This is a genomic window from Paenibacillus sp. sgz302115, from assembly GCF_056120445.1.
On record NZ_JBVYOK010000014.1, the window covers coordinates 1 to 22,826 of the forward strand.

The 22,826-nt window shown below is 51.0% G+C and carries 19 protein-coding genes, 14 tRNA genes and 2 rRNA genes; 26 read left to right on the top strand and 9 right to left on the bottom strand.

Features of this window, described 5'->3' with window-relative positions; genetic code table 11:
- The 20 genes from AC0LWN_RS22410 to AC0LWN_RS22505 form a co-directional block, all read left to right on the top strand.
- Window positions 1-241: ribosomal RNA gene (locus AC0LWN_RS22410) — 23S ribosomal RNA — on the top strand; the annotation flags it as partial.
- 82 nt (window positions 242-323) lie between these two features.
- Window positions 324-440: ribosomal RNA gene (gene rrf, locus AC0LWN_RS22415) — 5S ribosomal RNA — on the top strand.
- 64 nt (window positions 441-504) lie between these two features.
- Window positions 505-581: transfer RNA gene (locus AC0LWN_RS22420), tRNA-Ile, on the top strand.
- 3 nt (window positions 582-584) lie between these two features.
- Window positions 585-660: transfer RNA gene (locus AC0LWN_RS22425), tRNA-Asn, on the top strand.
- Window positions 661-663: 3 nt separating this feature from the next.
- Window positions 664-753: transfer RNA gene (locus AC0LWN_RS22430), tRNA-Ser, on the top strand.
- 153 nt (window positions 754-906) lie between these two features.
- Window positions 907-981, top strand: a tRNA-Glu gene (locus tag AC0LWN_RS22435).
- Between the two features lie 115 nt (window positions 982-1,096).
- A tRNA-Val gene (locus tag AC0LWN_RS22440) sits at window positions 1,097-1,172 on the top strand.
- A gap of 15 nt (window positions 1,173-1,187) precedes the next feature.
- Window positions 1,188-1,261, top strand: a tRNA-Met gene (locus AC0LWN_RS22445).
- A gap of 35 nt (window positions 1,262-1,296) precedes the next feature.
- Window positions 1,297-1,374 (top strand) — tRNA-Asp (locus tag AC0LWN_RS22450).
- A 134-nt stretch (window positions 1,375-1,508) separates the two neighbouring features.
- Window positions 1,509-1,583 (top strand) — tRNA-Gln (locus AC0LWN_RS22455).
- A gap of 69 nt (window positions 1,584-1,652) precedes the next feature.
- Window positions 1,653-1,728, top strand: a tRNA-Lys gene (locus AC0LWN_RS22460).
- Between the two features lie 16 nt (window positions 1,729-1,744).
- Window positions 1,745-1,828, top strand: a tRNA-Leu gene (locus tag AC0LWN_RS22465).
- 7 nt (window positions 1,829-1,835) lie between these two features.
- Window positions 1,836-1,910 (top strand) — tRNA-Gly (locus AC0LWN_RS22470).
- 10 nt (window positions 1,911-1,920) lie between these two features.
- A tRNA-Arg gene (locus tag AC0LWN_RS22475) sits at window positions 1,921-1,997 on the top strand.
- Window positions 1,998-2,021: 24 nt separating this feature from the next.
- Window positions 2,022-2,095, top strand: a tRNA-Pro gene (locus tag AC0LWN_RS22480).
- A gap of 12 nt (window positions 2,096-2,107) precedes the next feature.
- Window positions 2,108-2,178, top strand: a tRNA-Gly gene (locus AC0LWN_RS22485).
- Window positions 2,179-2,317: 139 nt separating this feature from the next.
- Entirely contained in the window at window positions 2,318-2,962 is a 645-nt protein-coding gene (locus tag AC0LWN_RS22490) for a TetR/AcrR family transcriptional regulator (RefSeq protein ID WP_474669256.1), read from the top strand.
- A 79-nt stretch (window positions 2,963-3,041) separates the two neighbouring features.
- Window positions 3,042-4,244 (top strand): alpha/beta hydrolase family protein, encoded by a 1,203-nt coding sequence (locus AC0LWN_RS22495; RefSeq protein WP_474669258.1) that lies wholly within the window; start codon window positions 3,042-3,044, stop codon window positions 4,242-4,244.
- Window positions 4,245-4,257: 13 nt separating this feature from the next.
- Window positions 4,258-5,043 carry a formate/nitrite transporter family protein gene (locus AC0LWN_RS22500; RefSeq protein ID WP_474669260.1) on the top strand — a complete coding sequence of 262 codons (786 nt, stop codon included), beginning with the start codon at window positions 4,258-4,260 and terminating at the stop codon, window positions 5,041-5,043.
- 165 nt (window positions 5,044-5,208) lie between these two features.
- Window positions 5,209-6,171 carry a helix-turn-helix transcriptional regulator gene (locus tag AC0LWN_RS22505; RefSeq protein WP_474669262.1) on the top strand — a complete coding sequence of 321 codons (963 nt, stop codon included), beginning with the start codon at window positions 5,209-5,211 and terminating at the stop codon, window positions 6,169-6,171.
- 62 nt (window positions 6,172-6,233) lie between these two features.
- Here the strand turns inward: AC0LWN_RS22505 and katA are convergent, their stop codons facing one another.
- Window positions 6,234-7,691: a catalase KatA gene (gene katA / locus AC0LWN_RS22510; RefSeq protein WP_474669264.1), complete on the bottom strand. Its 1,458-nt coding sequence runs from the start codon at window positions 7,689-7,691 to the stop codon at window positions 6,234-6,236.
- Window positions 7,692-7,955: 264 nt separating this feature from the next.
- On the opposite strand from katA, the gene AC0LWN_RS22515 reads away from it, so the two are divergent.
- A complete protein-coding gene (locus tag AC0LWN_RS22515) occupies window positions 7,956-9,218 on the top strand; it encodes a GGDEF domain-containing protein (protein ID WP_474669266.1) in 1,263 nt (420 codons plus the stop codon).
- A 29-nt stretch (window positions 9,219-9,247) separates the two neighbouring features.
- On the opposite strand, the gene glgP is transcribed toward AC0LWN_RS22515, so the two are convergent.
- Window positions 9,248-10,864 (bottom strand): alpha-glucan family phosphorylase, encoded by a 1,617-nt coding sequence (gene glgP / locus AC0LWN_RS22520; RefSeq protein ID WP_474669268.1) that lies wholly within the window; start codon window positions 10,862-10,864, stop codon window positions 9,248-9,250.
- Between the two features lie 317 nt (window positions 10,865-11,181).
- On the opposite strand from glgP, the gene AC0LWN_RS22525 reads away from it, so the two are divergent.
- The 3 genes from AC0LWN_RS22525 (at window position 11,182) to aroD (ending at window position 14,101) form a co-directional block, all read left to right on the top strand.
- Entirely contained in the window at window positions 11,182-12,192 is a 1,011-nt protein-coding gene (locus AC0LWN_RS22525; RefSeq protein ID WP_474669270.1) for a copper amine oxidase N-terminal domain-containing protein, read from the top strand.
- A gap of 179 nt (window positions 12,193-12,371) precedes the next feature.
- Window positions 12,372-13,295, top strand: a complete 924-nt coding sequence (rbsK, locus tag AC0LWN_RS22530) for a ribokinase (protein WP_474669272.1) — start codon at window positions 12,372-12,374, stop codon at window positions 13,293-13,295.
- A gap of 41 nt (window positions 13,296-13,336) precedes the next feature.
- Window positions 13,337-14,101: a type I 3-dehydroquinate dehydratase gene (gene aroD, locus AC0LWN_RS22535; RefSeq protein ID WP_474669274.1), complete on the top strand. Its 765-nt coding sequence runs from the start codon at window positions 13,337-13,339 to the stop codon at window positions 14,099-14,101.
- A gap of 120 nt (window positions 14,102-14,221) precedes the next feature.
- Here aroD and AC0LWN_RS22540 read toward each other — a convergent pair whose 3' ends face one another.
- Window positions 14,222-14,611, bottom strand: a complete 390-nt coding sequence (locus AC0LWN_RS22540; RefSeq protein WP_474669276.1) for a carboxymuconolactone decarboxylase family protein — start codon at window positions 14,609-14,611, stop codon at window positions 14,222-14,224.
- Between the two features lie 101 nt (window positions 14,612-14,712).
- Here AC0LWN_RS22540 and AC0LWN_RS22545 point away from each other — a divergent pair, with 101 nt between their 5' ends.
- Complete coding sequence (locus AC0LWN_RS22545; RefSeq protein WP_474669278.1) at window positions 14,713-15,099, top strand: MerR family transcriptional regulator; 387 nt, start codon at window positions 14,713-14,715, stop codon at window positions 15,097-15,099.
- Between the two features lie 87 nt (window positions 15,100-15,186).
- Here AC0LWN_RS22545 and AC0LWN_RS22550 read toward each other — a convergent pair whose 3' ends face one another.
- Both AC0LWN_RS22550 and AC0LWN_RS22555 read right to left on the bottom strand, forming a co-directional pair.
- A complete protein-coding gene (locus tag AC0LWN_RS22550) occupies window positions 15,187-15,954 on the bottom strand; it encodes a MerR family transcriptional regulator (RefSeq protein ID WP_474669280.1) in 768 nt (255 codons plus the stop codon).
- Between the two features lie 200 nt (window positions 15,955-16,154).
- Window positions 16,155-16,907 (bottom strand): 3'-5' exonuclease, encoded by a 753-nt coding sequence (locus tag AC0LWN_RS22555; protein ID WP_474669282.1) that lies wholly within the window; start codon window positions 16,905-16,907, stop codon window positions 16,155-16,157.
- A 242-nt stretch (window positions 16,908-17,149) separates the two neighbouring features.
- Here AC0LWN_RS22555 and AC0LWN_RS22560 point away from each other — a divergent pair, with 242 nt between their 5' ends.
- A complete protein-coding gene (locus AC0LWN_RS22560) occupies window positions 17,150-17,515 on the top strand; it encodes a nuclear transport factor 2 family protein (RefSeq protein WP_474669284.1) in 366 nt (121 codons plus the stop codon).
- Window positions 17,516-17,866: 351 nt separating this feature from the next.
- On the opposite strand, the gene AC0LWN_RS22565 is transcribed toward AC0LWN_RS22560, so the two are convergent.
- From AC0LWN_RS22565 to AC0LWN_RS22580, 4 genes are read right to left on the bottom strand one after another with little or no spacing between them, the layout of a single operon-like run.
- Window positions 17,867-18,604 (bottom strand): spermidine synthase, encoded by a 738-nt coding sequence (locus AC0LWN_RS22565; protein ID WP_474669286.1) that lies wholly within the window; start codon window positions 18,602-18,604, stop codon window positions 17,867-17,869.
- A gap of 14 nt (window positions 18,605-18,618) precedes the next feature.
- A complete protein-coding gene (locus AC0LWN_RS22570; RefSeq protein WP_474669288.1) occupies window positions 18,619-20,118 on the bottom strand; it encodes a response regulator in 1,500 nt (499 codons plus the stop codon).
- A gap of 29 nt (window positions 20,119-20,147) precedes the next feature.
- Entirely contained in the window at window positions 20,148-21,965 is a 1,818-nt protein-coding gene (locus AC0LWN_RS22575) for a cache domain-containing sensor histidine kinase (RefSeq protein ID WP_474669290.1), read from the bottom strand.
- A 27-nt stretch (window positions 21,966-21,992) separates the two neighbouring features.
- A complete protein-coding gene (locus AC0LWN_RS22580; protein ID WP_474669292.1) occupies window positions 21,993-22,826 on the bottom strand; it encodes a carbohydrate ABC transporter permease in 834 nt (277 codons plus the stop codon).

The window sequence follows — 22,826 nt, forward strand, 5'->3', positions numbered from 1 at the left end:
CTTAGTACGAGAGGACCGGGATGGACGTACCGCTGGTGCACCAGTTGTTCCGCCAGGAGCATGGCTGGGTAGCTACGTACGGACGGGATAAGCGCTGAAAGCATCTAAGCGTGAAGCCCCCCTCAAGATGAGATTTCCCAGTATGTAAGACCCCTTGAAGACGACGAGGTAGATAGGTTGGAGGTGGAAGCACGGTAACGTGTGGAGCTGACCAATACTAATCGGTCGAGGGCTTATCCAAACAACTAAAACGCAGATTTCGTTTCGGATTCAGTTTTCAGGAATCAAGTTCCTGAATCATGCATTTGCACTGCAAGTGCCCGTTTGGTGGCGATAGTGGAGGGGTTCCAAGCGTACCCATCCCGAACACGACCGTTAAGCCCTCCAGCGCCGATGGTACTTGGACCGAAGGGTCCTGGGAGAGTAGGACGCCGCCAAGCGGAAATCCCCACACACCCTGTGGTATTTTTTTTGCCCTTATTAGTTGAATAGGCATATGTAAAAGGGCCTTTAGCTCAGCTGGTTAGAGCGCACCTCTGATAAGGGTGAGGTCAGTGGTTCGAGTCCACTAAGGCCCACCATTTTCCCTGATAGCTCAGTTGGTAGAGCACTCGACTGTTAATCGAGTTGTCACAGGTTCGAGTCCTGTTCGGGGAGCCATTTGGAGAGGTGTCCGAGTTTGGCCGAAGGAGCACGATTGGAAATCGTGTAGGCGCCACAAGCGTCTCGAGGGTTCGAATCCCTCTCTCTCCGTTCTGAATAGACTTCACTGTAGGGATGAGAATCCTTGTTGGTTCGTTGGAGCATAACCTTCGTTAGGAATTACATCGTAATCTCGAACGAAGTGAGAGTATCCCTCTCTCTCCGTAGTAAGTCTTCTTTATGCACTATCTTTATTTACAGCAAGGCCCGTTGGTCAAGGGGTTAAGACACCTCCCTTTCACGGAGGTAACATGGGTTCGAATCCCATACGGGTCACCAATTACATCTTCGAATTTTGGATGAGAATCCACTGGTTCGTTGAAGCATAGGCTTCGTAAGGATTACTTCGCAATCTCGTAACGGATTGGAGAGTATCCCATACGGGTCATATTATGGAGGCTTAGCTCAGCTGGGAGAGCATCTGCCTTACAAGCAGAGGGTCGGGGGTTCGAACCCCTCAGCCTCCACCATAGATTAATAACTGACGCGGGGTGGAGCAGCCCGGTAGCTCGTCGGGCTCATAACCCGAAGGCCGCAGGTTCAAATCCTGCCCCCGCAATATATCCCCAAAGGGATCCCAAAAGTGCTTATCTTGGAACCGTGGTGTAGTTGGCCTAACATGCCTGCCTGTCACGCAGGAGATCGCGGGTTCGAATCCCGTCGGTTCCGCCATATAAATTTACTTCAGGGATGAGAATCCATTTTAGGGTTCGTTGGAGCATAAGCTTCGTTAGCAATACATCGCAATCTCGTAGCGAAGCGAAGAGTATCCCGCCCTGTTCCGCCATTTGACTAATTATATTTGTTGGGGATTAGCCAAGCGGTAAGGCAACGGACTTTGACTCCGTCATGCATAGGTTCAAATCCTATATCCCCAGCCACTTCACACCATATTGTGAAGCTAAGCTGTGAAGGTGAATCCGGGTATACTCGGAAGAGACCTTATGTGAGAGCCATTAGCTCAGTTGGTAGAGCACCTGACTTTTAATCAGGGTGTCGAAGGTTCGAGTCCTTCATGGCTCACCATTTTCTTATGAAGTGTGCGCGTGTGGCGGAATGGCAGACGCACCAGACTTAGGATCTGGCGTTTCACGACGTGGGGGTTCAAGTCCCTTCACGCGCACCATGTTTTTGCGGACGTGGCTCAGCGGTAGAGCATCGCCTTGCCAAGGCGAGGGTCGCGGGTTCGATTCCCGTCGTCCGCTCCATATAGATTTTGCGCCCTTAGCTCAGCTGGATAGAGCGTTTGACTACGAATCAAAAGGTCGGGAGTTCGAATCTCTCAGGGCGCGCCATTATTACTTCTAGTATTAAAATAACGGGATGTAGCTCAGCTTGGTAGAGCACCTGGTTTGGGACCAGGGGGTCGCATGTTCAAATCGTGTCATCCCGATTTTATACCTGTGCGGGTGTAGTTCAATGGTAGAACTTCAGCCTTCCAAGCTGATAGCGTGGGTTCGATTCCCATCACCCGCTTAAATGTTAATATATAGAACTGGAACCCTTGCGAAGCAAGGGCTTTTTATCGTTTAACAGTGTATTATTTGCTAAAAATATATTGCCTTGCAGGTGGAATTGAACTATAATTTCATTGAACAGGCGGTGAACTAAAAGAATGAGAAAAGAAGACTTATCCTCCAAGCTGACCAGCCGTGACTTACAGGCCATTGAACGGCGGGCGCAGCTTCTGGAATCAGCTAAAGAGTTATTTGCCTTGCATGGCTACCATGCAACCACAACCCGTGGAATTACCAAACATATTGGCATGGCTGACGGGCTGATTTATCATTATTTTCCGGACGGCAAGAAACAGATCCTCGATACGATTATGCAGGATTTTCTGGAAGAGCGGTATCTGCAGATTGAAGCAGACATCGCTTCTTTAGACAAGAAAGCACCGATCCGTGAAATGCTGATTGCACTTGGCAAAATTCTATTCACTTATATCGCCAAGGACAAAAATGTTCTGTTGATTCTGCTTAGGGAAAAGAACATTCTTCCCGAAACTTACATGGAAAGCTTCAGCAGACACATGCAGATTCTTACTGGTCAGACGATGAAGATGCTGGAGCAGCGAGCCGAACGCAGCGAAATTCGCACCATGGATTTTTGGATGATGGGTAATCAGTTCTGGAGCGCCATCTATTCTTATCTTGTTCAGGATATGCTATTTGAACAATATAATATGTATGCCGTAGACTGGGATACCTATCTGGAACAGATTGTAGACTATACATTGTTGACCTGGAAAATAACTTAAAAACTGTTTTCCAGTTTTTTTAAATCAATTTAGTTCATCGAATGTTCAATGAAAAAAATATATAAAGGAGCGATTTATCATGAAATTCTATTTTAACGATCAGGCATTCTCTTTTGAATTGTTAAGAGCAGCGACATATGCGGGGTATCAAGGTGCTGAAATTGGGGAGTGCCTGGCAACAGCCTCCAAAATTACAGAGGGGGATTTCGAAAGCTGGTTTCTGGAATGGCACAAAATGGCTGACAAAACGGCTAGCACAGCGGAGGATTGTCTGAGCAAACGCCATAAAGTAAGTGCAAGAGAGGCCTACCTTCGTGCGCACAATTACTACAGAACCGGTGAATTCTTTCTGGATGGCACAGATCCAAGAAGAATGGAGAATTTCGACAAGAGCGTGGACACCTTTGAAAAGGCGATGGATCTCTTGGATACTCACTATGAAATTGTAAAGATCCCTTATGGTGATACTTACTTGAAGGGCTATTTTTACGGAGCAACAGCAGATCCAAGAAATGCTTTGACAGCTCGGCCAACGCTTCTGTTTATCGGGGGGTATGATTCTACGCTTCAAGAACTGTATTTCTGCGGTGCAGCACCGGCCATTAAGCGAGGATACCACTGTCTGGTGTTTGAAATGCCGGGACAGGGAGAAGCACTGCGCAAACAGAACCTGTACATGCGCCACGATGCTGAAGTTCCGGTAGGTGCCGCTATTGATTATATGGAAACAAGAAGTGAAATTAGTATGGACAAAATTGCACTGCTTGGGATGAGCTTAGGCGGCTATTTTGCACCAAGGGCAGCAGCGTTTGACGACCGAATTAAAGCCTGCATCGCCTTTAATGTCTTCTACGATACCTTTGATTCTACCTTGAATCAAAATCCGCAGTTAGAACAATTACTCCAGTTACCGGAGGAACAGAGAGAACAACTGCTGGCTGTGGCGGAAAAGGGCAACTCCAATCTGCGCTGGATGTTAAATAACGGAAAGTGGGTGTTTGGCTTACAACACCGCTACGAATTGTTTGAGGAAATGAAGAAAGCGACCTTGAAAGGAATTGCGGGGAAAATCAAATGCCCTGTGCTGCTGACAATGGGGGAGACCGACCATTTTGTATCTGAGGATCAGCTATCGGCATTGATTGATGAGATCAAATCACCCATGACCATCCGGATCTTTACCAAAGCCGAAGGCGCCGAGGAGCATTGCCAGGAAGGAAACCACGCTCTGTTCCATCAGGTGATGTTTGACTGGATGGATGAAATTTTTGACAACTATTGAAACCAGGTGAATTATGTACAAGGAAGAAATCAACAAGGTGGCACTCTCCGCGAAAATAAAAAGTGATTATCTGAATGAGAGTATCGTGAAATATTTTTTGCTGGCGGTCATGTCAGGCTTCTTTATAATCATTGGAATCGCGCTTGCTTTCTCAACTGCAGGAATCATTAATGTGGACGGAAAATTATACGGAAAGATTGCAGTCGGGCTTACCTTCCCAATCGCCCTTGGTCTACTTTACTTCGCAGGTGGAGAGCTTTTTACCGGAAATTGTTTTGTTCTTTCTGTCGGCCTTCTGGAGAAAACCATAGACCTGAAGAAAGCAGTGCAATTGCTGCTGGCTTCTTACCTCGGCAACCTGACCGGTTCCATAGTATTGGCATTTATATATGTGAGAAGCAAGGCCCCGATGGGTCTCGCAGACCGTTATATTGAAAAAGTCGCGGAAAGCAAGCTGACAATCCCGGCAGGTGAATTGTTTTTACGGGCGGTGTTATGTAATTTTGTAGTATGTCTGGCCATCTGGCTCTGCTATAAGATGAAAGAAGAGATGGCTAAGCTGTTCATGCTGTTTTGGTGTGTGTTTGCCTTTGCCACTCCGGGCTTTGAGCACTCGATTGCCAACATGGGGATATTCGCCATATCGCTCATGCTACCACACGCGGAGTCACTTACAATAACCGGCGCTGTCCACAACCTTGCATGGGTTACTTTTGGAAATATCATCGGCGGTTCCATTTTTCTGGCTTTGCCATACTGGTTTGTCAGCAAAGGGAGAAAGTCGGAAATGATGGTCTAGTAAGCTTCTAGGATAGTCCTGTGAACTTATTCATGGGGCTATTCTTTTTTGTATTCACCCGCAGGACAGACTCCTTGTGTTTCTTGGTGCGCTTCGAAAGGAACTGATATGATAATAGTGGCGAGTACAACGGTATAAATAACTGGAAGTTAAGGGGCTTACACAATGATTGACAAGGTAATTAGAATCTTTAAGATTATCAATGCAATCCAGTCTACTCCAGGAATTACGGCCAAGGATTTGGCGTTCCGGTGTGATGTGCACATTAGAACGATATACAGGGATCTGGAGATTATTAGCCATTTTGCACCTGTCGCGAATGAGGGCAGGGGGACGGGGTATAGGTTTTTGGGAAAGTTTTTTTTGTATCCGCTGGATTTCTCCGAGCAGGAGGCGCTGGCCTTCTCACTTTTGCCTTCTGTGCTAACTCCGGATAAAATTCCTCCAGGCTTCCATACAGCCTATGATAAGGTCATGGGTACACATCTGAAAGAGAAATCCCAGCAAAACGGGATTCTTGAGAATATTGCCGATATCATCCAAATGGGAAAACCGGCTTACCGAAAAGAAAGCCGGAATTTTCTGCAGCCGATCATCGGAGCCATTCTGGAGCAGCGGCGCATTCGGGCGGTGTATCACTCACAACTGCGCAATACGCTGACAGAACGGGAAATTGATCCCTACTATTTGATTCCGCGTGATCAGCGCTTTTATCTGATTGGTTATTGTCAGCTCAAACAGGCGATCCGAACGTTCCGTATCAGCCGGTTTCAACAGGTGGAGGTTATGCCTGTAACCTTTGATAAAGGCAATTTCAATATAAAAAAGTATCTGAAGAATACCTGGTCGATTGACCGGGGGAATAAAAATATCACATTCAAGGTGCGTTTTCATCCTTCGGTGGCACGTTATATTAAAGAAGAAGAGCTGTTTGTTCATCCCCGGATGAGCGATGAGCAGGATGGCAGTCTGCTGTTCGAAGTCACGCTCAACAATGAGAAGGAATTCATGAAATGGATTCTGCAATATGGATCGCATGCAGAAATCCTGGAGCCGGTGTCAGCCAGAATAGATCTGAAGCTGCAACTGGAGCAGTGGATGAGCATTTATCAGAGGAAGGAAAAATAGCGCTGCACGAATAAGCCCCGCCCTTAAAGGGTGGGGCTTATTCGTGCAAATACGGACTGGGATTACTCTGATTGAGGTACAGTCAGGCCCAGACCGTCAGCGATCCGCTGGCCGAATTCAGGGTCGGCTTTGTAGAAATGGCCGATTTGGCGGAGTTTGATCTCATCTTTATCCACTGGAGTCATAGCGCCTACGATATTGCGGACGAGACGGGTCCGCTCCTCTTCGCTTAGCAGGCGGTACAGATCACCAGGCTGTGTGTAATGATCGTTGTGATCGTAAGCCACACTGTCTGCCTGTCCGGTCACTTCAAAAGCTGCCGGCTTGTGCGCTGGTGACTCCGTCGCTCCGCCGAAGCTGTTCGGCTCGTAATAGACTGAACCGCCGCCGTTGGCTCCAGGGTGCATAGCGCCGTCGCGCTGATTGTTGTTGACTTCAGCAATTGGCCGGTTGATCGGCAAATGATTATGGTTCGCGCCTACCCGGTAGCGGTGGGCATCGCCATACGCGAAGAGGCGGCCCTGCAGCATTTTATCGGGGGAAGCCTCAACTCCGGGAACAAAAGAGCCAGGAGAAAATGTAGCCTGCTCCACTTCTGCAAAATAATTCTCCGGATTGCGGTTTAGTACCATGCGGCCGACCTCAATCAGAGGGTAATCCTTTTGTGACCATACCTTGGTAACATCGAAGGGGTCGAAACGGTACGTATCGGCATCCTCTACAGGCATGATCTGGACATACAGCCTCCAAGCGGGGAAATCCCCCTGAGCAATCGCATTGAACAAATCCTCTGTATGATAATCCGGGTTGTCTCCGGCCAGCTTTGCGGCAAGCTCCACGTCCAGATTTTTTATACCCTGCTCTGTTTTAAAATGGTATTTGACCCAAACGGAGGAGCCTTCCGCGTTCACCCATTTGAAGGTGTGGCTTCCGAAGCCGTGCATATGACGGAGTGTGGCCGGAATGCCGCGGTCGGACATCAGAATGGTGACCTGATGCAGCGATTCAGGGGAAAGGGACCAGAAATCCCAGACGGCATTAGGATTTTTCAGATGGGTCTGCGGATGGCGTTTCTGGGTATGGATAAAGTCCGGAAATTTGATGGCATCGCGGATAAAAAAGACAGGTGTATTGTTGCCGACCAGATCGTAGTTGCCTTCCTCTGTGTAGAATTTCACGGCAAAACCGCGCGGATCACGAACGGTATCGGCTGAGCCAAGCTCCCCGGCAACGGTGGAGAAACGGATGAACATCGGTGTGCGTTTGCCCACTTCGGATAAAAAAGCAGCTTTCGTATATTGGGACAAATCCTGTGTAACTTCGAAATAGCCATGCGCGCCTGCGCCTTTGGCATGAACCACACGCTCAGGAACACGCTCCCGGTTAAAATGCGCCAATTTCTCCAGCAGATGCACATCCTGCAGCAAAGTGGGTCCGCGCGACCCTGCAGTCATAGAATTCTGGTTGTCCCCGACAGGTGCGCCCCAGCTTGTTGTAAGTTTGTTATGGCTCTCGCTCATGAATACAATCACCTCGTATTAGGATTTGATTTTAGAATAAGTATAAATACTATAATATCAAAAAAATTTAAAATTTCAATCTTATTTTATAATTATTTTAAATAAGGCTAGAGATGATGTTCTTTGGGAGATGGTGAAGGACTATTTGAGGGTTATTGCTGATAAACACAAGGATACTGCTTTTTCTGTTGTGTCCGGGCGCGAGAATGAACGATAATGAGGGTATTGGGGTTAATGGTGTTCAAGCGATCAGGAGGAGACAGCATGCTCGAAAGACTGATTACACTGCCGTTCACGATGACGGAGGATGAGCGCAGAGAGCTGCGCATGCTTACGCTGAAGGAGAATATCTCCAGAGGGAAGCTGTTTGCCAAAATAATTATAGGCATCGAATCCGTGTTGGCGGCGGTTGACCTGGCGGCATCCATCACCAAGATACATGAGAGCTTTCATTTCAGCTTTTATTTTATAATGTATGTCTCTATGATTGGACTCAATGTGGCCTTTCTGCTCGGGGCGGCGGCCTATGAAAGAGATGCTAAGCTGGCAGAGGGAGGCTATCGGCTGTATGAGAAGCTTTTTATTGCCTATTCGTATTGCTTTGTGATTTGGGGCAGTGTAGTGACCTTGGCGGATCAGCGGCTGTATGGACAAGTGATGGCCTTTGTCATTAATCTGGTGAGTATTTCGGTTATTTTTTATTTCAATAACAGGATGGTTCTGCGGCTGTATGGAAGCTCAGCGGGACTGCTGTATATCGGACTGCCCTTTTTTCAAGCGTCTTCGAATGTGCTGATTGGCCATTATATCAATCTTACCTTGTTCCTCTTCTTTATCTGGATGGCGTCGAGAATTCTGTATGTGAACTTTTGCAGCAATTATTACAACCAGATTTTGCTGGAACGCAGTCACCGGAAGCTGGAGGAGCAAATTGTTCAGAATGAAAAAGTACATATGGAGCTGGCTCAGGCCAATAGGGAATTGCAAAGGCTGTCATTCACTGATGCGTTGACGGAAATTCCGAACCGCCGTGCCTTCGACCAAAAGATGCAGGAGTTGTTAAGTGAGAACGGAGAACCGCACAGTTCCGTGGCCATACTCATGATAGACATTGATTATTTCAAGCTGTTCAATGACAATTATGGGCATGCCGAAGGGGACCGGATCATTAAAGAGGTGGCCCAGGCGATTCAGGCAGAGATCGCAGGCGATTGGCGTTTTGCGGCCCGGATGGGGGGAGAGGAGTTTGTCGTCGCGGCACTTAATACCGGTGTGGATGAGGCGACGGAGCTGAGTGAAAGAATTAGAAGCCGGATTGAGAAAATGGCTTTTCAGCACGATTATTCCCGAGTGAGTTCTTACATTACGGTCAGTATTGGAACCGCTGCGGGTGAAGCGGCAGGTGCCGGAGAGGTAGCTGCACTGGTGGATCTGGCAGATCAGGGGTTATACCTCGCCAAAACAGGCGGACGCAACAGAGTCGCCACTGCCAGCGGTAATATGCAAAAATCCCGCCTGCAGCCATAGCAGCAGCAGACGGGACAGAATGGCGAGCCTTAACCTTTGATATACATCCGGTTGTAATATTCATCGAGCATACGTTTGCTGGCGAATTCGGTACGGGTGGTTTCGATGCTCTTGTGCATCATCTGTACCCATTTCTTCTTGTCCTCATAGAAGGTCGGGAGCACACGTTTCAAGAGCGTATCGTACAGAGCGTCGCTGTCATGCTGGTCAAGCACTTCAAAGTCTGAGGTCTCGAAGCCGTCGCCGATCTGCCAGCCGTTCTCGCCGTCAATGCAGGCTTCCGGCCACCAGCCGTCGAGGATCGAGCAGTTCAGGACGCCGTTCATGGCGGCCTTCATACCTGAGGTGCCGCTGGCTTCCAGCGGACGGCGCGGATTGTTGAGCCAAATGTCGGAGCCGCGTGTTAGCTGTGCCCCGATGGTCATATCGTAATTTTCCAGGAAAACGACGCTTTTCGGGTATTTTTTCATCATCGCCACGAGATTGCTGACGATTTTTTTGCCGGTGTCATCCAGAGGATGCGCTTTGCCTGAAAAGACGATTTGGATGCGGCCGCTTTCCAGGTAAGGTGCAATGATTTCTGGCTGGGAGAAAATCAAATCACTGCGCTTGTACGGCGCAGCCCGCCGCGAGAAGCCGATGAGCAGGTTATCGGGATTAAGGGAAATACCGGAGCGCTCCTCAATGAAGCTGATCAGCTCACCCTTGATCTCCTTATGTGCAGCCCACAGGTCGCCGCCGTCCTCATAAGCGCGGGTTATCCGTTCATCCACCCAGGTAGGGGTATGAATGGCATTGGTGATGCCGATGATCTCCGATCTGCCGGCAACTTCCTTCCACATTTTATTGGCGGTATCGGCATGCAATTGAGCTACAGCATTCGATATACGCGACAGACGCAGTCCGGCCACCGTCATATTGAACGGATCACCGCCGATGCGCTCCATTTGGCTGCGGGTCAAGCCGTTAAAAGCGCCCATATACTCCAGCCGGTCAAGCGGATGAGTCTCGTTGCCTTCCTTAATCGGCGTATGTGTAGTGAACACAACCTCTTCCCGCGTAGCCTTCCAGGCTTCTTCAAAGGTGCTGCCGCCGGACATTTTTTCACGGATCAGCTCGATGGCCGCCAGTGCCGCATGTCCCTCGTTGAAATGGTAGACATCAATCGGAATCTCCAGCGCGCGCATAGCTTTTACCCCGCCGATCCCCAGGACAATCTCCTGCGCAATCCGTTCCTCGCCAAACCAGCCGTACAGTTGGCCCGTAATCCAGGCGTCGCCGTTCTCGGGAATATCTGTATCAAGCAGATACAAGGGATTGTTGCCAAAATGATCGGTTCGCCACACTTTACAGACCACATCAATCTTGCGGACCTTTACGGTGACCTTCACCCCTGTATCTTCAAGAAAATCATAGATGTAATTGTGATAGGAGTCGTAAGGATTGCCGCTTGCATCAATCTTCTGGTCCGTGTAGCCCTGCTTCCACTTCAGTCCAATCGGGATGATCGGAGCGCCAATATCCTTGGCACCCTTGATGTAGTCTCCGGCCAGAATGCCCAGGCCACCGGCGTACATTTTGAAGTCGGAATGCAGTCCGTACTCCATGCTGAAATAAGCTACTGACGGTAATTGGTTCTGGTTCACTTGATAAGCCTCCTAAATACGATTTGGATTAAAAACTGGCATTGCTGCAGGCTTAATCTAGGGTGCAAACGTTTGCCCAATAGAGCGCAAGTTGATCTGGAAAACGATTCCACACCTATTCTAGCATATCTGCCAGAAAAAAGCATACTGAAGTTTTTAAAAGAAAAATCAGTAGGTCCGTATGGCTAGTACGATGGTAGCGTTGCAATTATTGCCCCGAGCTAAATATCCTAAAAATCCATAATCGCTTATAAAGCCGAATCCGGCAACCGAAATTAATAAGGAAGCACACCACAACCTAGGGGGGAACCGAACTTATGAAAAAAAGCATTAGCATCCTCGTAAGCTGCATTCTGGCAATCAGCCTGATGTCGGGAACGGCACTGGCAAAATCCGAGCACGGCAATGGCAATGGTAACGGTAACGGCCAAGGCCAAGGCCAAGACAACAGCAATGGTAATGGCAAGGACAAGGGCAATAAAGAGGAAGCCATCGTTGTACCTGCTAGTGCACCAGCGGCAACAACAGTTAACGAAAAGGATAAAGGGAAAGACGAAGATAATCAGAAGGACAAGGATAAAGATAAAGAAAAAGATAAGGACAGAGATAAAGATAAGGACAAAGATAAGTTTGAAAAAGAAACGGTTACTTCTGTTACTTATGCTACCTACGGAAAGGGCCACAATGGGTACAAGGGACTTCTGCATGCGATTGAAAATGTGAAGGATAAACCGGCGGGGGCAGTGATTGCTGAGCTTTTGCTGACCCGGTATAGCACGGAGCTGACCCCGGAAATGAAAGCAAAGCTTGAGGCGATTAAGGAGAAGGATGCGGCCCTGTCGGCGCTTGCAGATATGCTAAAGGAGCGGGGAAGCGTAACTGATGCGGTGTACGTGCAAAAGGAAGCTATTTTAGCCAATGTGAAGAACCTGAACGCTTATAAAAAGCTGGGCAAGCTGTATGAGCAAGCCGGAAAAAAAGGAATAAAGCTGTACGTGAACGGGGAAGAGTCCACCTCTGAGGTTGCCCCTATTCTTACAGCCGGAAGCACCTTGGTGCCGTTCAAAGCCATTGCCGAAGCATTGCAGGCCGAAGTGGTCTGGAACGGACAGGAGCGTTCTGTTACCATGACTAAGGATGGTATTACGGTGAAGCTATTTATTGATAAAAAGATTGCCTATGTCAATGGTCAGCCTGTCACTCTTCAAGCACCGCCGGCAATTGTAAAAGGCAATACGGTCGTACCTGCCCGTTTTGTCAGTGAAGCGCTGAAAGCCACTGTGAAGTGGGAGCCGGAATCCCAATCGGTAGTCATCTACGAAGAATAGGGATCGGGACTGAGGTTGTATGCCAAGAATTTGGCGGGCATAATAAATTATATCTCAAAGATGCGGCACGGCAGTGATTGCCGTGTCTTTTTTTAGTAAGATAAAATGCAATAAGAAGTTTGATAAAACAGGGCCAGCCCAGTTAAGATAGAGAGTAATACGTTAGGATGGTGGACAAGTTGAAAATAGTCGTAATTGGAAGCTTGAATATGGATATGGTGGTGCGTACGGAGCGTGCTCCGGAGGCCGGAGAAACCTTGTTTGGACAGGGCTTTGCGCTCTCGCCGGGAGGCAAGGGGGCCAATCAGGCGGTTGCCGCAGCGCGTCTGGGCGCAGAGGTGACAATGATCGGGAGCGTGGGCCGGGATGCTTTTGGAGGCGAGCTACTTGACGTGATGCGGCAGGAAAAGATCCGTACAGATCATATTGTGCAGAGCGATACTCATTCTACCGGCGTCGCATCCATCGTTGTGGACGGGGAAGGGGAGAACCGGATCATCGTCGTGCCTGGCGCGAATATGGGGCTTGGCGTGAGCGACATTGCGCTGCTTGAGCCGGTGCTCAAAGAGGCGGGCATTGTTGTGATGCAGCTTGAGACGGATCTCGCCATGTGCGAGCATGCTGCTTCAATAGCATACAGCTTTGGTATTCCGGTCATTTTGAACCCGGCTCCGGCGCAGGAGCTTGGACGTGATCTGCTGCAGCATGTCACATATCTGACTCCTAATGAGACAGAGGCGGGGATACTGGCCGGAATGGCTGTGAACAGTGTAGAGGATGCAGAGCAGGCGTCGCGGATTTTGCTGCAAAAGGGGGTGCAGAACGTCATTGTGACGCTCGGCTCCAAGGGTGCGCTGATCGTGAACAAGGATGGGAGTCAGCATGTCTCCGGATATCCGGTGCAGGCTGTAGACACTGTAGCCGCAGGGGATTCCTTCAACGGAGCGCTGGCTGTGCAGCTTACTGGCGGCAAACCACTGGCGGAGGCGGTCCGATTTGCCAATGCCGTCGGAGCGCTGGCTGTCGGCAAGCAGGGCGCGATTCCATCGCTGCCGTATTTGCCGGAGGTTGAGCAGTTCCTGCGGGATGCTGCTGAAAGGTAACTTTATATAGAGAAACGCTGAACCATAAGGAGCTGATCAAAATGAGCGGCACGGTAACAGTTAAAGATGTCACCCTCGGCGAAGGAATGCCGAAAATCTGTGTTCCGCTTGTCGGTACGACAGCAGGCGAGCTGATAGAGGAGGCAGAAGCACTAAAGGCGCTGGCGCCGGATGTCGTGGAGTGGCGGAGCGATTTCTTCACTGAGGTGGAGGAGCCTGCGGCAGTTCTGGGTATGCTTGAGCAGCTTCATGCCATCCTGCCGGATATTCCGCTGATTTTCACTTTCCGCAGCGCCAGAGAAGGCGGCGAGCGGGAGATCAGCGCAGAATACTACATTTCGTTGAATCAGGCCGCAGCCGGGAGCGGCCACGTCGATATTATTGATGTTGAGTTAGCTGGCGAGGAAGCGGATGTCCGCGGACTGATTGCCGCCGCGCATGCCTGCGGGGTGTTCGTGATTGTCTCGAATCATGATTTTCATGGAACACCTTCTGAGGAGGAGATTGTCTCCCGGCTCCGCAGGGCACAGGAGCTTGGCGGCGATCTGCCGAAGATTGCCGTTATGCCGCAAAATGCAGGCGATGTATTAACTCTGCTGGCTGCAACGAATACGATGCAGGAGCAGTATGCGGACCGGCCGATTATTACGATGTCGATGGCCGGAGAAGGGGTCATCAGCCGTCTGGCCGGGGAAATTTTTGGATCCGCGCTGACCTTCGGAGCGGCGCATAAGCCTTCGGCCCCGGGCCAGGTGGCTGTGGCTGAGCTGCGCAAGGTGCTGGAGCTGCTGCACCGCAGCCTGTAGCGGGATTAGCGCACAGGACAATCCCGCAAGCGTGTACCCAAGCAGGGTGTACGACCGCTTTCTGAAATGCAGGCAGCTCCGGTGGAGGGGCTGTCTTTTGCTGTATTTTCAGATAATTGGCTATTCCTGTGGAGCAATGCCCCGTTCCTTAAATACCTCTTTGGCTACAAAGGTCGCATTCAGCACCCGCGGAAATCCTGTGTAGGGCGTACAGTGAAGAATCGCTTCGATAATCTCTTTTGGGGAGAGTCCTACGTTAAGGGCGGCATTGATGTGAACGGTGAGCTGCGGTTCGCAGCCGCCCAGAGTAGTGAGCGAGGAAATGGTGATTAATTGCCGCTGCTGCAAATCCAGCCCTTCACGGGAATAAATATCGCCAAAAGCAAATTCAATCACAAACCGCCCCAGATCGGGAGAAATATCCTTCAGCGAGTTTATTACATTTGCCCCGCCAGTGCCATCCACTTCCATTAATTTGTTCCATCCGCGTTCATAACGTTCCGTTGTCATAAAATAACCTCCGTCTGATAAGGAATATTGTTGCTGAACTAAGGTTACAGCTTAGAGCGCGCTCTAATGCAAGCGCAAATAGTATGTGATAAGATCTGGTTATGGAGAACTTACTTACGATTCAGGAAATGTCCCGGCTGACGGGGCTGTCGGCACATACGCTGCGGTATTACGAGAAAGTGGGCATGCTGGAGGGAGTGGCGCGGAATGAACAGGGCTACCGTGCTTATTCGGAGGCGGATGTGTCCTGGGTGCAGTTTCTGCTGCTCCTGCGGGAGCTGGATATTCCGATCCGTGACATGAAGCGTTATTCGGACCTGCGCAGTCAAGGCCCGGCCACCGTCCATGAAAGACGGCTTATGCTGGAAGCCCACCAGAGCAGGGTTCAGCAGCAGGTGCAGAAGCTTGGCGAGAATTTGGAGAAGCTTACCAGCAAGATTGAGTATTATAAAGAAATGGAGAAGGGAGAAGCTTCGGCTATAAAATAGAGCGGCACTGGGAATATCCACTGCCGCTCCATTACTATACAAATTGTGTTTTGCTGCACTCACTAAAGGTGCATCTGTCCGTATCGTCTACTCCTGCTTCGCGCCGGTATAGACATGTACGGCATCCCGCAGAAACCGGGCCAGGCCGGGACGGGTTTTGTCGTAATAAGCGGTGAACCGCTCATCGTCAACGTACATCTGCGCTACACCTGCATGGGCTTCCTTGGAGTAGGTATCCCAGTAGAAGGTCAGCCACTGGCGGTGCAGGTCAGCCGCTTTTTGCGCCAGCTCGCTTGCCGAATCGCCTTCCTCCATCGCTTGCTCAAGTGCTTCGAACATCTCCTCCTCAAGCTGCTGTATGGCGGCGTGCTGCTCCTCGGTCATATTTTTCAGCTTAAGGTTTGATCTATCGACAGCCTCATCACCGTATTTGCTGCGGATCTCCTGTCCGTACTTCTGCTCATTATCGTCAATCAGCTTTTGCTTGAAGCCTGAGAATTTCTCTTCATTGCTCATGGTTATTCTCCCTTCGGCTTGTGCCAGTGTTTTCTCGACGTTCAGGATAAGCGTATCGAGCTGTTGTCTGCGCTGAAGCAGCTTGTCATGATGCTCGCGCAGGGCACGGGTTCCGTCAAAGGCCGGGGCGGTTATGATTTCTTTGATCCCTTCGAGACTTAATCCCAGCTCCCGGTAAAAAAGAATCTGCTGCAGGCGGTCCACCTCGGCTTGACCGTAGATACGATATCCCGAGGAGTTGATTCTCGCCGGCTTGAGAATGCCAAACTCATCGTAATACCGCAGTGTCCGCGTGCTGATTCCCGCAAGTAGCCCGAGCTTTTGCACGGTGTATTCCATTCGCTTCAGCCTCCAAACTATTCTCAGCGTATACGCTGCCTAAAGTGCAAGCAGCTGCTTACAAAATGAATCTACACCTTTACGCAGCGGCAATGTCAAACATTAATTTTTCCGGGAGGGGAAAAAACAGCGGCAGTCTCCCTAGTATGTCCACTAAAGAAACTGCCGCGATCATATGACGAGTATAGGCTGCTCAATTTCTATTTCTTGCCGAGCTGTGCCGCAAAATAAGCCTGCAGCTCCGCCAGCTTCCGGGGATCGGCCAAGGCGTCTTCGCCAGGGAAGTAATGCTCGGCGACCAGCTCCCAGGTGGGAACGATTTTTTGCGCTTTCATCGCTTTGATGGCGATCTTGACAGTTTTGCGTTCTCTGGCGTTGGAGAAGGTGTCCACGTAGTGCTGGGAACGCTCGAAGTCGAGCTCCGGGAAGACGGCGCGGAAAATATCCGCAGTCATCTTCGCATCGTCCAGCGCACGGTGCGCGGAACCGGAAGGCTCCAGCCCGAACAGCGCCATCGCTCCTTCGACGCTGATATCGTTGGTGAGGCCGCGGGCGCGCAGCACGCCTTTGAGCAGATCGAAGTAGGTGGCGGCGAGCCAGTAGGCATCGTCCATTTTGTGCATGCGGATATCCTGAATGATCCGTTTCATATCTTCGCCGCCCCAGGTCAGGAGCAGCACGCCGTCCTTGCTCTGATCAAGCCAGGCCCGAAAGGCGGTGATAACCTTGGGAAAACGGTCGGCCACGTCGATATCCTCTTGGGGGATGCCGGTTTTTTTCTTGATGAAGGAATTCAGGGTAGAGAAGTATATGGGTTTGATCAAAGCCGTGAATTCATCCTTATATTGCAGTGAAGCGTCTAACCGGACGGCTCCAATCTCAATGACCTCCATAGGGTGCTCGCTGGCAAATTTGCGGCCGTTGAATTCGATGTCCAGAATAATATAATCCACAGGTGAGGCCTCCGTTTCAGTGACTGGCGCCAAGTTTCCCTTAAAAATGCGCCGACTCCTCTATTTTAGCAAAAAAAACGCATGAATGGGGAATTCAGAGGGATTCTGCCGATAGTCATGCAGGGAGGAGGGTACCGGGGTGTCGAATAGGTGAGGGATATGGGGGAAGTGAAAGGAAATCTGGAGCTGCTGGAAATGGGCTTCGGTTAATGTAGTTTACGAGTAGATTAGGGGGTATTGTCATGGAAGAGAATGCATTACTGAAAGAGCATATCTGCGGGCTGGAAAAGCTGCTCTTGAGCGCGGAGGTACGGACATCACCGGAAAAGCTGGCGCTTTTGCTCACGGATGATTTTGTGGAGTTCGGAAGCTCCGGCAGGGTGTGGTATAAGAAGGATATGATGGGGGAAGAGGGAGCAGGTGTGGTGAAAATGACGCTGAGCGAGTTCGAGCTTTATCCACTGTCCGAAGAGACTGTACTGGCTACTTACCGGACCTGTAACGCTGGAACCGGGAGGGTGACCCTCCGCAGCTCAATATGGAAATTCCGGGATGGGCGCTGGCAGATGTTTTTTCATCAAGGGACCCCGGCCTGGGTGGGGGATTGAAACCAACGGGTATTAACAGAGGGGCGTATGTGGAAAAAGTACAACTAATCCGGGCGACTGCACGTCCGAAACAATAGTAGTGGGAAAAAGTACAACTAATTGGACCGAATGGAACAGTAACCTTTGATTTTGGTTGAAATAAGTGGAGAAAATCCAACTAAAGCCTGCTATGGCGTGGATTTCAGCAGATTTAGTGGTACTAATTCCACTTAAACTAGGCCGGCAGCCTAGGCTTGGCTCAAGTGACCGGGATTTCGCCGGGTTCAACGGTTAGCCGCAGCACGTCTTGCCAGCACAGCAAAGAGAGGGTTCTCATAACGAGGGCTCTTTCTCTGTTTGTGTGCACTACACCTAGTCCCGGATCACATGCCCCTGCCCGGGTGTGATTTCCACGAATCCGGCCATTTGCCGGGTTTGGTAGCGAATGGGCTTGCTGCTGCCCATGATGAGGATGTTGCGGATGTCGGCTGTGCCTTCCGAGGGGAGGGCAAAGGCCTTGATATAGGGGAATTGTTCGCTTAGCGTTGTGTGGATGGCGCTTATCAGGCGGTCTTTTTCGCTGCGGCCCATCAGGTTCATGATGATCGAGCCGCGGCTGTTCAGCTTGGAGCGGGCCAGGGCGAAGAACTCGCTGGAGACCAGATGCTGCGGAGTGCCGTCTTTGGTGAAGGCGTCCAGCAGGATGAAGTCATAGCGGCGGTCCGGCTCGCCTTCCAGAAGGAGGCGTCCGTCACCGACTACAACATTATCCTGGCTGTAGCCAAAATGCTGCCTGCTCAGCTCCACGACCTCCGCGCTCACCTCGGCAATCTTAAACGACTTCTCTGCGAAGTATCTGGCAATCGTTCCGATGCCGTGTCCAATGACAAATACATCCTCGAAAAAAGGCTCGCCCGCCTCCATGAGATGGATCATCGCTCGCGGATATTCAAAGACCACGCGCCGGGGGTGGTTCAGATCGAGTGCGCCTTGAATGGCGTCCCCCGAAAACTGCAGCACGCGGAATCGGCCTTTCTCACCATATAGTTCTGTCGTATCGTACACCTGGATTTCCTGCCCGTCACCGGCTGAGCTTAACCATGGCTGCAAAGGGATCAATCTCCTTACACTATTGAAATGCGTTTATATTCGTTCGGCGTGATGCCGACGATTTTTTTGAACAGCTTGTTGAAATAGGCGGGATCGGGATAGCCGACCTCGGCCCCGATTTCATGAACCTTCAGGTCCGGGGCATGCTTCAGCAGTTGTTTGGCCTGGCGGATACGGATTTCAATCACATAATCGGTCAGAGTCAGCCCGGTCTCCTGCTTGAACAGCTTGCTTAAATAGCTTGGCGTCAAAAATACCATGCCCGCCAGCATGTTCAGATCGGCGTGCTGGCTGTAGTTGGCCGCTACCCAGCGCTTCACGCTCTCAACGGCTGTGCCGGAGAGCTCCAGGCGGTGGGCGCGGATGGCGCTTAGCGCTTCCGAGATGGCGGAGGTGAATAGACGGCTGATCTCGCCAAAGCTCATGCAGGTCCCGATTTGCTCCTCCAGGGCAAGCCCGCTGCTGCTGCTGCGGTACATCGCTTCGAATTCCTGAAGCTCCTTGCGGGCCATGTCCTCAACCTCACGGCAAGCCCGCAGAATCTGTTCAGGAGAGGCATGCTGAGACTCCAGCACGGAGAACAAAGCATGAATCCGTTCCAGGACCCCGGGCACATTCAGAATCTGCAAATCATGGATCAGCGGCCCGCGCAAGGGCGTAAAGGGGTCGCTCAGACTTTTGTCCGCAGCGGAAAGCTCTTGAACTGTAATATAATGCAGCGGCTGCGGATTGTAAATCCCCGCATCACAGGCCCGCTTGGCTTCCACGTAAGCCGCTCTCAGCATGGCGGGATCGCTGTAGGAGCGGCTGGCTCCGGCATGCAGCGGCTGTCCGCCGCTTGCGGCGCTGAGAGGCTCGCCGAGCATCGCGAGTTCGGCAGCCGTAAGCGGCTCTGCGGAATACCAGATCCATGCATAGTGCCCTTTCTGCACCTCAAGAGCGTCCAGCAATAGCCCCTTCACTTGCCGAAGATGGTCTGAACAGGCGCAGACGGCTTCGCGGGAGCTTCCTTTGAGCACAAGCACGGTGAAGCAAGGCAGGGGCAAGAGAAGGCCGCTCAGCAGAACCGCAGACGGCTGCTCAACATGCAGCAGGGAGAGCAGCAGCCCGGAGCGCTGGCGTTCCTCCTTCTCGCGCTGCTGCTTCCGCTCCTCATCCAGATGGTAGAGCACCTCAAAGAGCTGCTCCTTGTTGATCGGCTTCAGCAAATAGTCTACGGCCGAGCTGCGGATCGCCTCGCGGGCATAATTGAATTCAACAAAGCCGCTCATCAGCAGGGTGCGGATGTGCGGATGTGAGGCTTTGAGGCGTTTGATCAGCTCCAGCCCGTCGACTTGCGGCATCCGAATATCTGTAATGACTACATCAACCTGAAGGCCGGGGAGGGCGTCAAGCAACTGCTTGCCGTCAGCATAGGTTCCGGTAACCAGGAACCCGCTACTCTCCTTGAGGACCATCCGGGCTAGCCCCTCACGGATCAGAATCTCATCATCTACAATTGCAATACGCAGCAATCCAGCTCGCCTCCTTCTGACTACTTGGATTAACCCTCACGGAGACGGGTAGAGAGGCCATCAATCCGCAGGGTAACACGGGTGCCTCTGCCAGGCTCGCTCTCCACATTGAGCCCAAACGAAGGGCCATAATACAGGCGCAAGCGCTCGTTCACATTCCGCAGCCCAATGCCGAACATTTCACCGTCGGCCCCGCTGCTCAAGCTATGGTTCAAGGCGTGCAAAGTGTCCTCATCCATGCCGACGCCGTCATCCTCTACGCAAAATACCGCTTTGCCGTTCTCCTCCCGGCCGCTGATGCTAAGTGTGCCCGGTCCTTCCTTCGGCTCAAGGCCGTGGAAGACAGCGTTCTCGGCAATGGGCTGGAGCACCAGCTTAATGACGGGAATGGGGAGCAGGGTCTCCGGCACATCAATATGCAGCCTGAATTTGTCCGGGAAGCGGATTTGCAAGAGGTCCAGATAATTCCGCACATGGTCCAGCTCATGGCGGATCGTGACCATCTCCTCGCTGCGGACCAGCCCATAGCGCATCTGCAGTCCCAGCAGATAGGTCAGCTCCGCTACGCGCGGATCATCACTGCCCTCAGCCAGCATGCGGATGGATTCCAGCGTGTTGTATATGAAATGCGGGTTGATCTGATTCTGCAGTGCCCGCATATCGGCCTTCTGTTTTCTTTTCTCCGTAATGGAGACCTCCTGAAGCAAATCCTTGACCCGCACAATCATCCGGTTGAAATGGCTGCCGAGCATGCCGATCTCGTCGTTGTATTTGGGATGCAGCCACACCTCCAGGTTGCCGTGCTGCACCTGCTTCATCAGCCGGACCATTGATTTCAGGGGCTTCGTCAGCGCGTATGAAATAATGGTAGCCACGAACAGGGCGAACGCAATAATCGCCAGCGTTGTCAGAATGAGCGTATTGCGGTTTTTCTCCACCGGCGAAAGGATGCGGGAGAGGGGAATGGTGACCATTGTGGTCCAGCCCGTTTGCTTCGATACGGTATATACAGCCAGATAGGACTGCCCATCCAGCTTAATTTGAAAATGCCCCTGAGCCAGCTTGACCTGATCCAGCAGCAGTTGTCTGGTGTGAGCCTGCTCCTCCTTGACCCCACCCTTTGTGCCTTCACCGGCATAAATCAGCTTCCTTTGATCATCCACGACCATTGTGCTGCCCTGAGTAACGGCATTTACCGGCTCCACAATGCCTTTGAACAGGTTGATGTCGATATCAAAGACGAGAATCCCGATATTGTTCAAGGTGCTTACGGATTTAATGGTACGCAGCACACTGAAGACTTCCCGGTGTTCGGACGAATTCACCCGGATGCTGTGTCTGCCCTGTACGACAGCAGATGTCCCGCCGGCTTCGCTGAGTTTTTTCCATGAGGCCAGCCGTTCCGCCGGAAAAATTTCATTGATGCCCGCAGCCCTGTCATAAAAAATGGTATCATGCTGGTCTGCCATATAGACGGCCAGAATCTCGCTTTTGGTGTGCTTCAGGTAGCTGAGGAACATCGACATCGCGGTATTTTTTTCCCAATCGGTGCTTGGCTCGGCCAGGTAGAACTGCACATCGGTATTGTACAGCGGCAGAGAAGTGTATCTTTTCAGGTCGGCAACGTAGCGGTCCATGGTATCCGAAGCATTCGAGGTCATCTGACCTGCGCTTTCGGTAGCGCTCTCCAGAACGGAATTGAACATGGAGCGGGAGGACATATAGCTGACATAGGTAATGGGTATGGAAATGAGAAACACAAACACGACAATGAGCTTCCGCTCCATCGGCAGATTGGCCAGGAACAACCACATTTTGCGAAAAAACCTCAGAAAGGCAGATATCATGCTGTTATTCCTCTCCGTACATGCCGCTTACTTGACCGCGCCGCTCGTTACGCCTTCAAAGATATAACGCTGCAGGAAAAAGTACAGAACCACTGTAGGCAGCAGAATCAGCAGTATCGCCGCACAGATCAGGTTCCATTCACCCGAATTGACCCCCTGGAAACGCATCAGGATGGTGGTGACAACACCAAGGCTCTGTTTGGGCATATATAGGTAAGGGATGTACATGTCGTTATAAATGCTGATCGTCTTCAGAATAACCAGCGTCGCCGTGGCCGGAGTCAGCAGCGGGAAGATGATCGAACGGTAGATTTTGAAGAGGGAAGCGCCCTCTACCATCGCACTCTCGTCGAGATCGACAGGAATGTTGCGGATAAACTGCAGGTACAGAATAATCTGGATCACGTCTGCGCCGATATAGAGCACGATGGGGGCGCCGAGCGTATTGTATAGGCCCATATTCTTAATAATGCCGAAGGTTGCTACTTGAGTGGTAATGCTTGGAATGATGGTGGCTACCAGATAAGCTCCGAACACAATCGGCTTCAGCTTAAAAGAGAAGCGGCCCAGCACGTATGCAACCATTGTCCCAAACAGAATGTTCAGGGTCAATGTAATTATGATAATGATGAGGACATTGCCGAAGCCGCTGAGCAGACCCCCGCGCTGGAAGACGGCGACAAAGTTGTCGAAGTTCAAAAAGCTCTTGGGCAGCGCCATAGAGCTGCTGGAATTGAACTCATCCGTAGATTTAAAGGCGTTGACCACTACTACATATGGGGGAAAGAGGACGACAAAGACCCCGATCAGGAGCGATAAGTATTTGATTACATCGGTGAAGCGGAACTTGGTGTGTGTCAT